A 13,876-nucleotide genomic window follows, 5' to 3' on the forward strand; every position below is an offset into this window, starting at 1 on the left:
TCGGAGCACCGCCATGACCCGCTATCAGCAACTGCTCGAAGACTATGCCCGCCTGGCCGGCCTGGAGCCCGCCGAACTCGCCGTCAACCAGGAACTGCGTATCGCCGACCTGGCGGTAGGCCTGAGCGCCGAGGGCAGCGAGGACGAAGGCAATGTCGTGATCTTCACCAGCCTGGGCCCGCCCGCGCCGCAGCTGCCGCAGGAGCGGCTGATGCGCCTGATGCTCGAGGCCAACGCGCTGTGGGTCGGCACCGGCGGTTGCACGCTCGGCCTGCAGGCCGGCACCGGCGCGGCGCTGCTGAGCGCGCGCCTGCCGCTGGTCCAATGCGGCGCACAGGCGCTTTCCGGCGCGCTCGACGGCTTCGTCGACGTGGCGCTGCTGTGGCGCGAAGTCCTCCAGGGCCGCCACAGCGTCGACCTGCCGGCGCTCGCCGCCTGACGCCTGGGAGACCGCCATGACGATCAGTTCAGGCCTGCCCGGACTCTCCGGCCCCAACCCTTCCTCCCATTCCGACTCCGACGTCGACGCCTCGGTCGGCCACACCGCGCAGCGCCCGGGCAGCTCGCCCGGCACGGGTGCCATGCAGGGTTCGCTGGTGGGCGTGGGCGACGGCGGCGAGGGCACGGCCCTGCGCGAGGATGCGCAGGCGTCGCGCGGCTGGTTCGGCGGCGTGACGACGTTCCTGTCGACCTTCTGGGAGGCCGCCACCGAGTTCACCGAGCAGATGCACGGCGGCGGGCTGTACGACGACGAGCCCGACGTGACGGGTGAGCCCGAGTTGACGGACCCGCCCGAGGTGACGGGCCAGCCCGAGGTGACGGACGTGCGGGCGGGAGAACTGGACGACACGGCGCTCGATGCGTCGCGCACCGACTCGAATCAGGCCGAGAAGAATACGGCGACTGACGCGAACGCACGGGCCGGCAACGATTCGATTCCCGATTCGAATGGGCCATCCGGTGGCGACACGACGCCGCTGGCGCTCGCGGAGTCGCGCGACGACGTGCGCCTTGCACCGCTGACACTGCACAGCGAGGAGGCGCCCGAGGGGGTGCCGCCGAAAGTGGGCGAACAGGAGGCGCGTGACGAGGCCGAGACCCAGGTGCAACAGCAACAGGGCGGCTTGTGGAACCGCGTCTGCGGTGCCGTCGGCACCGTGCGAGACGCGACGGTGGGGCTGGCCAAGGGCGCGTACAACATGCTGCCCAGCATCCGGTCCGCTCCGACCGAGGTCAAGGAAAGCGCCAAGGAGATCTCCTTCTCGCAGCAGAATCTCAAGCGCGCGGAGGCGCTCAGCGCCAACATCGACCTGGCGCTCGCCAAGCTCAACCTGCAGCTCGAGGCCAAGGGCCAGAAGCTCGAGGGCATCACGCCGCAGGCCCGGCTCGATGCGCCCGAACTCACGACGCGCGATACGCTGAACCGCTGGTACCACAACGTCAAGGGCGGCTTGAGCGCGGTCGTCCCCACCCTGGGCCAGATGACGGTGGGCGCCGCGATTCCGGCGGCGGTCGGCCTCGCCACCACGCCCATGTCGATCGGGCCTACGAAGATTGCGCTCAACATGACGGCGCTGCTCGGCGGCGCCTATCTCGGCATCACCGCGCTGCGCGACTATCCGCAGCTGGCCAATGACTCGACCGTCGTCAGCCTGATCGAGGAGACGCTGCAGCAGGTCGCCACCGATTTCGCGATGGTCCAGGACATCCTGGGCCAGGAGCAGGCGCGCGGCTCGGCGTCGATCCGCACGATGCTCGCGGGGCTGGAACATCTGCCGCGCCTGGATGCCCTGCGCACGGAGCTCGGTCACGTCGAAGCGGCCCTGCGCAAGGCCGAGGCGGGCGAGACCACGCCGGTCACGCAGACCGCGCCGCGCCACGCCGTCAGCGTGGGCGATGGCGCGGCCCGCTCCGAGACCCTGGGGCTTGCGGCCCGTGCGCGCGACGCCTTCTCTTCCTTCTTCGGGACGATCGGGCGCGGGCTGGCCAGCGTCGGCCGCTTCATCGCCGACCTGCCCAACGTGCCGGGCCGCTTCCTCGAGCGCCGCGAGGCCCGCAGTGCCGAGGCCGCCGAGGTGTCGAACAACAAGATGATGTTCGTCGCACTGCGCAGCGCGGGCAGCGACAGCCGGGTCAGAACCGGCATCGACGTCGGCGCCATGCGGCGCGCGCAGGCCAATGGGGCCAGCACCGACATCAAGCAGGTGAGCGAGCGCTGCCTCATGGGCGAGAACTTGATGCGGTCGCTGCAGTCGGCGTCCGGTCAGTCGTTCGGTACGGTGCGCGTCGACGCGGGCAAACCATTGGGCGAGTTTGCCGTGCCGGCATCGCTGACGACGGCGCGCGCGCTCGGCTGGTATCTCGACGCGATCGCGGTCGATGCCACCCCCGATAGCGCGGACACGGACGACGCGGCGGTGGTGCGCAACGCCGACGGCAGCCTCACCGTGCGGGATCCGGATCGCAAACTGTACAGCTTCCTGATGAACGTGCCGGTCGCCTATACCGGCGCCATGGCCGGGACGCAGGATGGCAACGCCTCCACCTTCATGATCGACGACCATGGCCAGAACATGCCGCAAGGCATGCGCGGCATGCGCTTCGATACCGGGCTCGACGCCAAGGGCGAGCCCATGCTGAGCCTGTCGTTCACCGCCGCGCCCCAGCATCCGGTCTTCAAGCCGCTGGGCAACGAGGTGGAGCTGCTGCGCAACGCCTACGTCGAGATCCACACGCCGCGCGCGCAGCAAACCGCGATCGCGCCGGACCTGAGCGGCCTGAGCGTCGATGCGCTGCGCCAGCGCAGCGACGAACTCAACGCGGCGATCACGCGCGAGCTGTCGATGGCGCAGGCGAACAACGCGCAGGTGAAGGCGCTGGAAGACTGGAAGAATCCGGCGTTCCTGTCGGGCCGGGTCTGAGGAGGGGTTGCGGCCGGGTTTGCCAGGGAGATCGGCCGCAGGATCCTTGAGGTTGAGGCAGGGGGAGAGCCGCGGGGGCGGGCATCGCGTCGCCCTGGTTGCGCAGGCGGCTCGATACGGTTGCGCGTGCAACATGGGGCAGTCTCGTACTGCGCCGCTGCGCGGCCCCTGTAAGCGGGCACGCCACTTGCGGCGCTTGTGGCGGCTCGCCGCGTCCAGCGGGCGGGCGCCCGCTGCGCGCCACAACCCACGAGGCTCTCAACGTGACCCAACTCATCGAAAATCGGTATGCCCTGACGGTGCATCCGGTGCATGCGGTATTTCTTGCCGGGACATTCCCCTGGTTTCTCGGCGCAGCGCTGGCCGACACGGCCTATGCCCAGACGTTCGAGATCCAGTGGAACAACTTTGCGTCGTGGTTCCTGGTCGGCGGCCTGGTGTTCGGCGCGATCGCGCTCGTGCTCGGCCTGATCGATCTGTTCCGGCCGCGCCAGCGCGCCCGCGGCGTCGTGCCGTATGTGGTGGTGATGCTGTTGACCTGGGTCGTGGGCTTCTTCAACGCGTTGATCCACGCGCGTGACGCCTGGGCCAGCATGCCTACCGGCCTCATCCTCTCCATCGTCGGCGCGGTATTCGCCTGCGTGGCCATCGTGCTGGGTTTCCGCACGCCGCACATCAGGGGCACCGTATGAAGACGCTCTCCTTGCTTGCCCTCGCACCGCTGACGCTGGCGATGAGCGTGTGTGCCGCGCAGAGCGGTGCATCGCAGGTGGGCGCCACGCCCGACCTGCCCAAACCGAAGCAGGGCCTGCTGCCCGACATGGTGATCGCGAAGCCCGCGCAGTGGGGCGATCGCAAGCCGACCGTGCCGGAGGGCTACACGATCACCGCGATCGCGACCGATCTGAAGATCCCGCGCCAGACGCTGTTGCTGCCCAACGGCGACATCCTGGTGGCCGAGGGCCGCGGCGGCAGCGCCGGCAAGCTCAAGCCCAAGGACGTGATCGCCGGCATCATCAAGGCCAAGGGCACGAGCCCGGTGAAGGGCGGCAATCGCCTGACGCTGTTGCGCGACCCCGAGGGCGACGGCACCTACGAGGCCTCGGTGTTCGCCGACAATCTCAACGCGCCGTATGGCCTCGCGCTGGTCGACAACAATCTGTACGTCGCCAACCAGGATGCCGTGGTGCGCTTCGACTACCAGCCGGGGCAGACCAAGGCGAGCGGTGCGCCGCAGGTCGTGACGCCGCTGCCCGCCGAAATCAACCACCATTGGACCAAGGCCATGACGGCCAGCGCCGATGGGCAGTACCTGTATGTGGGCATCGGCTCGAACAGCAACATCACGGAACGCGGCATGGCGGCGGAGGTCGACCGTGCGCGCATCTGGCAGATCAATGCGCGCACCGGCGAATACAAGGCCTACGCCACCGGCCTGCGCAACCCCACCGCGCTCGCCATCCAGCCCGACACGGGCAAGCTGTGGGCGGTGGTCAACGAGCGTGACGAGATCGGCCCCGACCTCGTGCCGGACTACCTGACCGCCGTGCAGGAGGGCGCCTTCTACGGCTGGCCGTACAGCTATTGGGGCAAGCACGTCGACGAACGCGTGCGACCGGAAAATCCGGCCAAGGTGGCCAGCGCGATCGCACCCGACTACAGCCTGGGCGCGCACGTCGCGGCGCTGGGCGTGGACTTCTCGGTCGACGCGATGGGCGAGAAGTTTGCGAATGGCGTGTTCGTGGGCGAGCACGGCAGCTGGAATCGCAGCGACCCGGTCGGCTACAAAGTCGTGTTCGTGCCCTTTCGCGACGGCAAGCCTGCCGGCCCGCCCGTGGACTTCGTCGCCGGATTCCGCGACGCCGACGGCACGACCCGCGGCCGCCCCGTGGGCGTGACCGTCGACCCCAAGGGCGCCCTCATCGTCGCCGACGACCTCTCCAACACCATCTGGCGCATCACCCCCACCCAACGCTAAACAAAGGTGTCAGACTGCATTTTTTCCCGGACCGTTCCTCCCAGACCGGCCCAAACAAAGGTGTCAGACTGCAAATTCTTTCGGACCATACCGCCTGACAACGCCGCGCCATCTGCGCTGGCCCCAAGGTCATGGATGCCAAAACAAAGGTGTCAGACTGCATTTTCTGAGCCGGCGTCGGGCGGCCGTCGTGATTGAGAGTACGTAGAAAGGGCCGCGCACGCGGCCCTTTCCTATGGGAATTCGTCTGGCCCAAAAATGCAGTCTGACTCCTTTTAATTGCGCATTCGTCCGACAGAAAAATGCAGTCTGACTCCTTTTAGACATGGGCATTCGTCCGACAGAAAAATGCAGTCTGACTCCATTTGAACGAAGCGCGGTCAGGCGGGCGGAGTATGCAGACGACGACGGCTGCCTGAGTGCGACTTGGTCTGCCGTTGAAGCACGCGCCCTGGACCCGTGGCGGTAGCGCGGGGGAGATGGCGCCGCATCCACCTCTTCCTTTATATCGTTCTCAAAATAGAACGCTGTGAGGGATTTTCGCCATCTACCGCGGCATTGTTCCGATCTTTAAAGTTCAGTCCATCGCAGCACACAACAGCGCGCTGCAAACAACCAACCCAATCCAAAGAACTGAACCGGAACCGATCATGAACAACGTCAAAGCCCTCTTCGCCGCCGTCGCCCTCTCCGCCGCCTTCGCAGGCACCGCCCAGGCTGGCGAACTCGATTACCCCGCCGCCGACACCAGCGTGAGCACGCTGACCCGCGCCCAGGTCGTCGCCGACCTGAAGCTGGCCAAGTCGCAAGGCCTGGTCGCCGCCACGGAACAGGGCGACCCCATCGTCGCCGGCACCGAGGTCTCGCAACTGAGCCGCGCCCAGGTCCGCCGCGAGCTGTCGAGCGCCCGCGCCGCCGGCCTCGAATCCAGCGGCGAACTGGACTACCCGCCCGTCGCCGGCTGAGCGCCGTAACCGCGGCCCACGCATCTCAAGAAACCGAATAAACCAATCCGACCTCGCAGGACTCCGATCATGAAATTCCCCCGCAAATTCATCGCCGCCTCGCTTCTCGCCCTCGCCCCGCTGGCCTCGTTCGCCGCAGGCAGCGCAGGTGTCGAGCACACCACGCAGAATTTCCTGGAGGCGCTCGCCAAGGGCGGTGGGCAGCCGCTCGAAACCTTGACGCCGGCAGCCGCGCGCCAGGTGCTGGTGGGTGCGCAGGAAGGGGCCAAGCTGCCCGCCGCCGACGTGAGCCAGAAGACCATCACGGTGGACGGCAAACAGATCAAGCTGCACATCGTGCGTCCGGCCGGTGCCAAGGGTGTGTTGCCCGGATTCATCTTCGTGCACGGCGGCGGCTGGATCCTCGGTGACTTCCCGACGCACGAGCGCTTCGTGCGGGACCTGGTGGCGGATTCCGGCGCGGTCGCGATCTTCGTGGACTACACGCCTTCGCCGGAAGCGCGCTATCCGGTGGCGATCAACGAGATCTACGCGGCGACGAAGTGGGTGGCCGAGAACGGCGCCCAGATCAATGTCGACGGCAAGCGCCTCGCCATTGCGGGCAACAGCGTGGGCGGCAGCATGGCCACGGTGGTGGCGCAGATGGCCAAGGAAAAGGGCAAGCCCGCGCTGCGTGCGCAGGTGCTGTTCTGGCCGGTCACGAATGCCAACTTCGAAAACGCCTCGTACGACGAGTTTGCCGACGGCCACTTCCTGACGCGCAACATGATGAAGTGGTTCTGGGACGCGTACACCACGGATCCGAAGCAACGTCAGGACATCCACGCCTCGCCCCTGCTCGCCACGCCGGAACAGCTAAAGGGCCTGCCGCCCACGCTGATCCAGACCGCCGAGAAGGACGTGCTGCGTGACGAAGGCGAAGCGTATGGCCGCAAGCTCGACGCCGCAGGCGTGAGCGTGGTGGTGACGCGCTACAACGGCATGATCCACGACTTCGGTCTGCTCAACGTGCTGTCCGATGTGCCGGCCACGCGTTCGGCCCTGCACCAGGCGTCCGAGGAGTTGAAGGCCCGCCTGAAGTAAGCGCCGCAGCCGTGCCGTCGTGCGTAACCGCACGGCACATCAAGAGATGAAGCAGGGCCGCCATGTGCGGCCCTTCTTCATTGATGGGATGCCTGGATTGCCGACGCCGCACGCCTAGCATTACCGAGGTCGTTGCGCGCGCACCAAACGTTTCAAACTGAAAACGCGCGCGCGACGAGGCTTTTGGCGCGATCCGCGTGCCTATAATTTCGCGCGCAACCAATAGGAGTCGAGTTTTGAAGTTGAAAGCCGCGCTGATTTTTTCCGCCGTACCGGCCTTGATGGTATTGCCGGCCCACGCCGCCGCCCCGCGATCGGTCGACGCCCGCACCTTCGATGTGGCCGGCGTGAAGACGGGAATGGACATGGAAGAGGCGATTGCCGCCATCGCCAAGAATTTCCAGGTGTCGAAGAAGGACATCAGGATCGGTTATGCCTCGGATGATCCGGTGCTCAAGACCAAGACGCCGCACACCGTGAGCTACGCCAAGGATGGCGTGGAGCTGATGGTTCATTTCGAACCGCGTGTGCCGCTGGATCCGAAGCGTCCGCTGGTGGCGGCGCAGATTTCCTATGAAATGCCGTGGACCCCGGCCAACAAGCAGGCCATGGCAGACGCCGTGGTGCAGAAGTACGGCAAACAGTCGAACTTCCCCAACGACCTGAACCTCGAGTGGTGCGTGAATCCGAGCACGAACCCCGGCATGGGCTGCGGCAACGACATGAAGCAGGCCACCCTCAAGTACAGCGGTGTGTCAATCAAGCTCGTCGATCCGGCATGGATCAACGCGCGCATCGCCTACGTCGACCAGTCCAAGGCGCGCAAGCCCAGCTTCTGACGCCAACGCCGCACCCCTGAAAAGGTGTCAGACTGCATTTTTTGAAAAGGTGTCAGACTGCATTTTTCGCGTACCAACCGCGGAAAATTGCAGTCTGACACCTTTGTTTTTTGGGCATCACGTGCGTGCCAGATTGATCGCGCGGCGCGCCTGTTTGTCTGCGTACATGAGCCGGTCGGCCTCCTTCAGCGCGGCGTCGAGCGAGGTCGTTGTCGGATCGACGCTGACGATACCGAGGCTGGCGCCCGCATAGTCGAATCGGCAGTCCGCGAAGCTGTATGTGCCGACCAACAGCGGTGCCAGCCGCTGGCGCATGACGTCGACGCCCTCCTCGGCACGCGCGCCAGCGGGCGGCGTCATCAATCCGACCACGATGAATTCGTCGCCGCCCCAGCGGCCGAGCGTGTCGCCCGCCCGCAATCCCGCGGCCATGCGACGCCCGACCTCGATCAAGAAGCGGTCGCCGGTTTCGTGGCCGAAGTTGTCGTTGATGGTCTTGAATCCGTCCAGATCGATAAAGGCCACCAGCACGCGCTGCTGCGTGCGCCGCGCGATCGCGAACAATCGCTCCAGCTCGGCGAGCACGGCGCGCCGGTTCGGCAGCCCGGTGAGAGCGTCGTAGTTGGCCGCGTAGCGCTCTTCCTGCCGCCTTGCCACGATCTGGCTCGAAGCCTGGCCGGCGAGCGCAATCAGTATCACACCGACCGTCGCGACCAGGCCGGTCACCCACGCGTGTTGCTGGCGCATCGGTGCAAGATGATCGAGCTCGGCCAGGGTCAGCAGCTGATACTGCGTGCCGGCCAGCGCCTGGCGCCGCAAGAGATACGATTTTCCGTCGACGAGCCACTGGTCGGTCTGTTGCGCATCATCGAGGGCACGCACGTCCATGGCATCGCCAAGTTCTTCTTCGCCATCGGGCGGCAGAATGGTCTCCGGCGGCAGCAGCGGCGCCACGTTGCGCAACATGAACGAATCGTCCGACGCGGTGATGACGCGTCCCTGGCGATTCACGATCAGCGCCGTGTGTCGCCCGATCAGGAACATGGCCACTTCCGGCGCGTCGAATTTCACGGTCACCGAGCCGAGCGGGGCATCGTTCGCGTCCTCGATGCGGCTCGCCACGAAATACGAGGGCGACTTGTTCAGGCGCGCGATGCCGAACGAGGCGCCATTGCCCGTGCGCAGCGCGTCGATAAGATAGGGGCGGCCGGAATAGATCATGCCCACGATGCTGTCCGGCTCGGCCCAATTGCTGGCCGTGATCGTGTCGTCGGACATATTGTTCATGTAGATCCGGGCATACCGGAGATCGGTGGCGAGTTCATTCATGAAGTCGCCAACCTTGCGTACCAGCGGATCGCGGGTGAACAGTGCCGCGCGCTCCGGCCGGGTCAGTGCGGCGGCGCCGGGCGGGTCGGTGCGCAGGCGGGTGGCGAGTTCGATGACGAGCGCCTGTCGCGCCACCATATTGGCAACGCTGACCATCTCGGTAAACAGGCGATCCATGACGCGCGCGGTGGTGCGGGTTTCGTATTCGGCGCTCGCCGCCAGCCCCTCGAGCTGGGCGGCCACGATCTTGTTTGACATCCACCAGCCCGCGCAGCCGACCAGGGTGATCCAGATAATGGCCAGGCCCACTGTCGCGCGGCGTACGATGGTGCGCTTCGATCCGCGGTTATCGAGCTGCTGCAACACGTCGCTTTCTCCCCGTTGCTCATGACCTTGAGACACCTGCCGGAAATGCGTGGTGATCCTGCGCGTGCGGCGAGTATATGCGTTGTCCGCGCGATTCGAATCAGGGAGATTGCCGATAGGCCGATTGCTCGCAGTTTGGCGATTATCTGGAGTGGCAGATAAACCCCGGGATTCAAACCGGGATTCCAACGAAAAGAGGCCGCTCGCGCGGCCTCTTTCGCATTCGGAAATGCGGCGTCAGAAGCTGCCGAACAGGGTGCCGAGCGTGATCACCAGCACCAGCGCCGGCAGCGGCACGAGAATGGTCACGGTGGCGATGTCGCGATACGACTGGCGATGATTGAGCTTGCAGATCGCCAGCAGCGTGATGATGGCGCCGCAGTGCGGCAGCGTGTCCATGCCGCCGGCAGCCATCACGGCCACGCGGTGCAGCAGCTCGGGGCTGATGCCCGCCGCGTTGGCCATGGCCAGGTAATCGGCGCCCAATGTCTGGAGCGCGATGCTCAGGCCGCCCGACGACGAGCCCGTGATGCCGGCCAGGATGTTCATGGCGATGGCCTCGGAGATCAGTGGGTTGTGCGGCGAGACGTTCAGCACCGCGTCGCGGATGATGGCGAACCCGGCCAGGCTGGCGATGACGGCGCCGTAGCCCACTTCGGAGGCGGTGTTGAACAGCGGCAGCATGAAGCCGAAGATGCCCTTGTTGACGCTCTCCTTCAGGTCGGTCCAGCGGCCAAGTCGCAACAGCACGAGCGCCAGGCAGGCGACGGCCAGCGCGATGATGAGCGACCACAGGCCGACGACCTTCTGCGGATCCATGTTGGCGAAGCGTTCGCCGAGGAACGAGAAGTCGACCGACGGGAATACGACGTAGGTGAACAGCGCGTTGATGCCGACCACCAGCAGCAGCGGCAGCAGGGCCAGCGGCACGGGCATGACCGACCAGCGTCCGTGGCTGGCCGGCTGTTCGGGCTGGGCCTGTTCTTCGTGCTCCGGATGCTCGCCAAAGCCCTCGCCCTTGGCGCGCGCTTGCGCCGCGCGGCGTTGCAGCCACCACAGACCGCCCGCGAACATGAAGCAGGCGGCGATCAGGCCCAGGCCCGGCGCGGCGAAGACGTTGGTGCCGAAGTAGGGAATGGGGATGGCGTTCTGGATCGAGGGCGTGCCGGGCAGCGCCGTCATCGTGAACGTGAAGGCGCCCAGCGCGATGGTGGCGGGAATCAGGCGTTTGGGCACATTCGCGGCCTTGAACAGGCTCACCGCCACGGGATAGAGCGCGAACGCGACCACGAACAACGACACGCCGCCATAGGTGAGCAGGCTGCAGGCGACGACCACCGAGACCATGGCACGGCGTTCTCCCAGGCTCTGCACGATCCAGCGCGCCAGCGTATTGGCCGCGCCGGAGTCGGCCATCAGTTGCCCGAACAACGATCCGAGCAGAAAGATCGGCAGGAACTGCAGCACATAGCCGCTGAGCGCGGTCATGAAGGTGGAGGTGTAGATGGGAAGCAGGAAACTGCCGTCGCCCGAAAGCACCACCGCCAACAGTCCCATCACGGGCGCCAGCAGCAGCACCGTGACGCCGCGGTAGGCGAAATACATCAATAGCGCCAATGAAATGACGATGGCCAGCATACCCATCCTGCGATCCTCCTTTTTTATGTTGAAGGCAGATGATCGCAGGAATTTGCTGCAGTGCGCCAGTCGCATGTCCTGGAGCTTTGGCTGGCAATGTGCCGGTTGGCGCGAAGCCCTTGGCGAAGGGCGATCGCGACGCTCCGTTGGGCGACGGCGCAAGTCGGACGAGGCAACGACAGCCGCCCGACCCGCGCTGCCTGAGGCGAACGCCGCGACCCAGGCCCTGCCTCCTGCCCGTCGCGCCAAGCCGACCACCCATGGTGACGGCCGCCCCAGATACCGTCCTACTGGTGTCAGACTGCATTTATCCCGGGCCAGCGGTCCGTGGTGCGGCTCGGCCTGGCAGAAAAATGTAGTCTGACACCTTTGTTTAAAAATGCAGTCTGACACCTTTGTTTTCAAGCGGACCACCCATGATGACGGCCGCCTCAGATATCGTCCTACTGGTGTCAGACTGCATTTATCGCGGGCCAGCGATTCGTGGTGCGGCTCGGCCTGGCAGAAAAATGTAGTCTGACACCTTTGTTTAAAAATGCAGTCTGACACCTTTGTTTGGGAGCGCGGGTATGCCGTTGCAGCGGTTTGATGTGATCCGGGGCAGGAGCGATGCGGCGTTGCGGGCGGTGCTGGATGCCGCGCATGAGGCACTGGTCGAGGCGTTCAAGGTGCCGGCGTCGGAGCGCTATCAGTGCGTGACGCAGCATGCGCCGGGGGAGTTGGTGGTGGGCGACAGCGGTCTGGGATATCAGCGTACCGACAAGCTCGTGCTGCTGTCGGTGGTGACGCGCATGCGCACGACCACGGAGAAGGTGGCGTTCTATCGGGCGCTGGTGCGCAACCTGCAGGCGCGCTGCGGGATCGCGCCCGATGACGTGGTGGTGTCGGTGGTGGAGAACAACCACGCGGACTGGTCGTTCGGCCGCGGCCGTGCGCAATACCTCACGCACGAGGTGCGGCACGTCGACAGCGATTGACGGGTCCGGCCGCTGCGATGTGCCCGTTGCCGTATGACGGCGTCCGGCCGCTGCGATGTGCCAGTTGCCGTATGACGGGTTCGGCCGCTGCGATGTGCCAGTTGCCGCATGACGGCGTCCGGTCGCTGCGATGTGTCAATTGTCGTATGACGGCGTCGGGCAGTGGTGAGGGGCCGCTTCAGGTCGAAAGCCGGCAGACCCGCACCCAGCGCCACTCAGGCACGCAGGCCGGTGCGCAGGCCGGCGCCGCGGCCCGCCACGCCGGTTCAGGCGGCCGGATCGATGTCCTTGACGCGCAGGGTGAGCGGGCGCAGCTTCGACCACAGCCACAGGCCCAGCGCGGTGCTCGTGCCCACGATCAGCGTGACGGCGGTGGCGATGATGAAGCCGATCACGGGGCTCATCAGCAGGGCATTGAAGCCCTGCAGGGTCTGGCCGTTCCATTGGATCGAGCCCAGGCCGGCGAAGGTGCCGAGGGCGCACAGGATCGCGAACGGGATCCAGGCCAGGTACTGGCCGATGGCGATGAGCTTGAATACGGACTTGAAGCTGAGCTTGCGGATCTGGATGTCGCGCACGGCGTCTCCGGGTAATCAGGGTTGAGCAGGGGTTCGGTGCGGGCGAGTATATCGAAGCGCGCACATCGAGGCGCGGCCGCCCGACGTCTGCGCGGGCCTCGATGCCTGCGCGTGCAACCATCCCGACACACGCCGGCGCGTGCGCCCGAAGCCCTCGCGCCGCACACCGATGGATGCGCATGCGTCCATGCCGAGACGCATCGATACCCGCGGTTGCCGCCGCGATGCAGCCGATCGGTGCGCACGCAACCACCCTGCGCACCCCGGCGCGCCCGGCCGAGCGGCGCTCAGCCGCCGTCGAGCGGGCTGTCCTGCGCGACCGCGGTGATCGGGATCAGGAACTGGCCGTCCTCCAGCGGGAAGGTGTAGCGGTTCCGCTCGCGCTTGACGACGCTCTCGACGCACTTGCCGTCCTGCATCTCGGCGCGGGTTTCTTCGACGGTGTCCGTGCCTTCCATGTTGCGGCCGGCCATGGCCAGGGTCATGCGCTGGCGGATGAACTCGCCCTCGCACTGCGTGTCCCATTCGCCGCTGAAGCTCGCGACGGCGACGCCGTCGAGCACCAGCCGCAGCGTGTCGCCTTCCGGCAGGAACAGTCGCAGGCTGGTCTGCTGCATGGGGTTGGGCTGCGAGGTGTTGCTGCGCGCGATGCGCACGCCGAAGGCGCGCTTGCCGGCGACGGTGTAGCGCGCCGTGTCGAGCGTCAGCGCGTTGAGCCGGATCGCGTCCTGCGAGAGCAGGCCGGTCATGCGCAGCGAGTGCCGCACCTTCAGGGTGGCGCTGTCGAGCACATAGACGCCCAGGTCGCCGGCCCTGCTGTCGTTGCTCTCGGGCACGTCCTCCAGCAGCGGCACGGCCGCGAGCAGCAGCGATTCGTCGGCCGGCCAGACCTTGCAGACCACCGCGGGGGTGCTGTCCGACGCGCTGGCGGAGATGGGCGCCACGGTGTGGCCGTCGCCCAGCCGCACGCGGCCGTCGGGCGCGGGGGCTTCGGCGCCGGGGTAGAGGGCGCGCAGGACGTCGAAGGCCTGCGGGCAGGGATTGGCGGCCTGCGCCGCCGGCGCGGCAGCCGCGGTCAGGAGGGTGGCCAGCAACGCGGCGAGGCGGAGTCGGGTCATGACGTGGGGCTCGGTCGGGGCGATGGGCCATTTTAGGGGCGGAACGACCGGTGCGGGGGGGGGGGCTGCGACAATGGGCGGCGC

Annotated in this window: 12 protein-coding genes; 8 read left to right on the top strand and 4 right to left on the bottom strand. The window is 66.5% G+C overall.

The annotated features are described in order from the left end of the window. The first annotated feature begins 13 nt into the window (after nucleotides 1-13). The 7 genes from CEG14_RS01345 (at nucleotide 14) to CEG14_RS01375 (ending at nucleotide 7,786) form a co-directional block, all read left to right on the top strand. Nucleotides 14-439: a type III secretion system chaperone gene (locus CEG14_RS01345; protein WP_094824558.1), complete on the top strand. Its 426-nt coding sequence runs from the start codon at nucleotides 14-16 to the stop codon at nucleotides 437-439. A gap of 16 nt (nucleotides 440-455) precedes the next feature. Beyond that, nucleotides 456-2,921, top strand: a complete 2,466-nt coding sequence (locus CEG14_RS01350; protein ID WP_094824559.1) for a hypothetical protein — start codon at nucleotides 456-458, stop codon at nucleotides 2,919-2,921. A gap of 263 nt (nucleotides 2,922-3,184) precedes the next feature. Continuing rightward, on the top strand, nucleotides 3,185-3,613 hold the full coding sequence (locus CEG14_RS01355) for a DUF2231 domain-containing protein (protein WP_094824560.1): 429 nt from the start codon (nucleotides 3,185-3,187) through the stop codon (nucleotides 3,611-3,613). After that, the gene (locus tag CEG14_RS01360) at nucleotides 3,610-4,899 is read left to right on the top strand and encodes a PQQ-dependent sugar dehydrogenase (protein WP_094824561.1); all 1,290 of its coding nucleotides are present in this window, start codon (nucleotides 3,610-3,612) and stop codon (nucleotides 4,897-4,899) included. The genes CEG14_RS01355 and CEG14_RS01360 overlap by 4 nt, the downstream gene beginning before the upstream one ends. Before the next feature lie 650 nt (nucleotides 4,900-5,549). Then, entirely contained in the window at nucleotides 5,550-5,864 is a 315-nt protein-coding gene (locus CEG14_RS01365) for a DUF4148 domain-containing protein (RefSeq protein WP_094824562.1), read from the top strand. A 69-nt stretch (nucleotides 5,865-5,933) separates the two neighbouring features. Then, nucleotides 5,934-6,947, top strand: a complete 1,014-nt coding sequence (locus tag CEG14_RS01370) for an alpha/beta hydrolase (protein ID WP_094824563.1) — start codon at nucleotides 5,934-5,936, stop codon at nucleotides 6,945-6,947. A gap of 242 nt (nucleotides 6,948-7,189) precedes the next feature. Next, the gene (locus CEG14_RS01375) at nucleotides 7,190-7,786 is read left to right on the top strand and encodes a hypothetical protein (RefSeq protein WP_256985552.1); all 597 of its coding nucleotides are present in this window, start codon (nucleotides 7,190-7,192) and stop codon (nucleotides 7,784-7,786) included. A 117-nt stretch (nucleotides 7,787-7,903) separates the two neighbouring features. On the opposite strand, the gene CEG14_RS01380 is transcribed toward CEG14_RS01375, so the two are convergent. Both CEG14_RS01380 and CEG14_RS01385 read right to left on the bottom strand, forming a co-directional pair. Beyond that, a complete protein-coding gene (locus tag CEG14_RS01380) occupies nucleotides 7,904-9,481 on the bottom strand; it encodes a sensor domain-containing diguanylate cyclase (RefSeq protein ID WP_256985553.1) in 1,578 nt (525 codons plus the stop codon). A 237-nt stretch (nucleotides 9,482-9,718) separates the two neighbouring features. Next, complete coding sequence (locus CEG14_RS01385) at nucleotides 9,719-11,125, bottom strand: GntP family permease (protein ID WP_094824565.1); 1,407 nt, start codon at nucleotides 11,123-11,125, stop codon at nucleotides 9,719-9,721. A gap of 563 nt (nucleotides 11,126-11,688) precedes the next feature. On the opposite strand from CEG14_RS01385, the gene CEG14_RS01390 reads away from it, so the two are divergent. After that, the gene (locus CEG14_RS01390) at nucleotides 11,689-12,096 is read left to right on the top strand and encodes a tautomerase family protein (RefSeq protein ID WP_094824566.1); all 408 of its coding nucleotides are present in this window, start codon (nucleotides 11,689-11,691) and stop codon (nucleotides 12,094-12,096) included. Between the two features lie 266 nt (nucleotides 12,097-12,362). On the opposite strand, the gene CEG14_RS01395 is transcribed toward CEG14_RS01390, so the two are convergent. Both CEG14_RS01395 and CEG14_RS01400 read right to left on the bottom strand, forming a co-directional pair. Then, entirely contained in the window at nucleotides 12,363-12,674 is a 312-nt protein-coding gene (locus CEG14_RS01395; RefSeq protein WP_094824567.1) for a hypothetical protein, read from the bottom strand. A 287-nt stretch (nucleotides 12,675-12,961) separates the two neighbouring features. Beyond that, on the bottom strand, nucleotides 12,962-13,792 hold the full coding sequence (locus tag CEG14_RS01400; RefSeq protein ID WP_094824568.1) for a hypothetical protein: 831 nt from the start codon (nucleotides 13,790-13,792) through the stop codon (nucleotides 12,962-12,964). Nucleotides 13,793-13,876 lie beyond the last annotated feature (84 nt).

It is taken from the genome of Bordetella genomosp. 1, from assembly GCF_002261335.1.
Taxonomy (GTDB): domain Bacteria; phylum Pseudomonadota; class Gammaproteobacteria; order Burkholderiales; family Burkholderiaceae_B; genus Bordetella.

Excerpts from the sequence above, each read along its gene's own strand:
- CEG14_RS01345 (WP_094824558.1), top strand. The coding sequence starts at position 14 with ATGACCCGCTATCAGCAACTGCTCGAAGACTATGCCCGCCTGGCCGGC.
- CEG14_RS01350 (WP_094824559.1), top strand. The coding sequence starts at position 456 with ATGACGATCAGTTCAGGCCTGCCCGGACTCTCCGGCCCCAACCCTTCC.
- CEG14_RS01360 (WP_094824561.1), top strand. The coding sequence starts at position 3,610 with ATGAAGACGCTCTCCTTGCTTGCCCTCGCACCGCTGACGCTGGCGATG.
- CEG14_RS01365 (WP_094824562.1), top strand. The coding sequence starts at position 5,550 with ATGAACAACGTCAAAGCCCTCTTCGCCGCCGTCGCCCTCTCCGCCGCC.
- CEG14_RS01370 (WP_094824563.1), top strand. The coding sequence starts at position 5,934 with ATGAAATTCCCCCGCAAATTCATCGCCGCCTCGCTTCTCGCCCTCGCC.
- CEG14_RS01385 (WP_094824565.1), bottom strand. The coding sequence starts at position 11,125 with ATGGGTATGCTGGCCATCGTCATTTCATTGGCGCTATTGATGTATTTC.
- CEG14_RS01390 (WP_094824566.1), top strand. The coding sequence starts at position 11,689 with ATGCCGTTGCAGCGGTTTGATGTGATCCGGGGCAGGAGCGATGCGGCG.
- CEG14_RS01400 (WP_094824568.1), bottom strand. The coding sequence starts at position 13,792 with ATGACCCGACTCCGCCTCGCCGCGTTGCTGGCCACCCTCCTGACCGCG.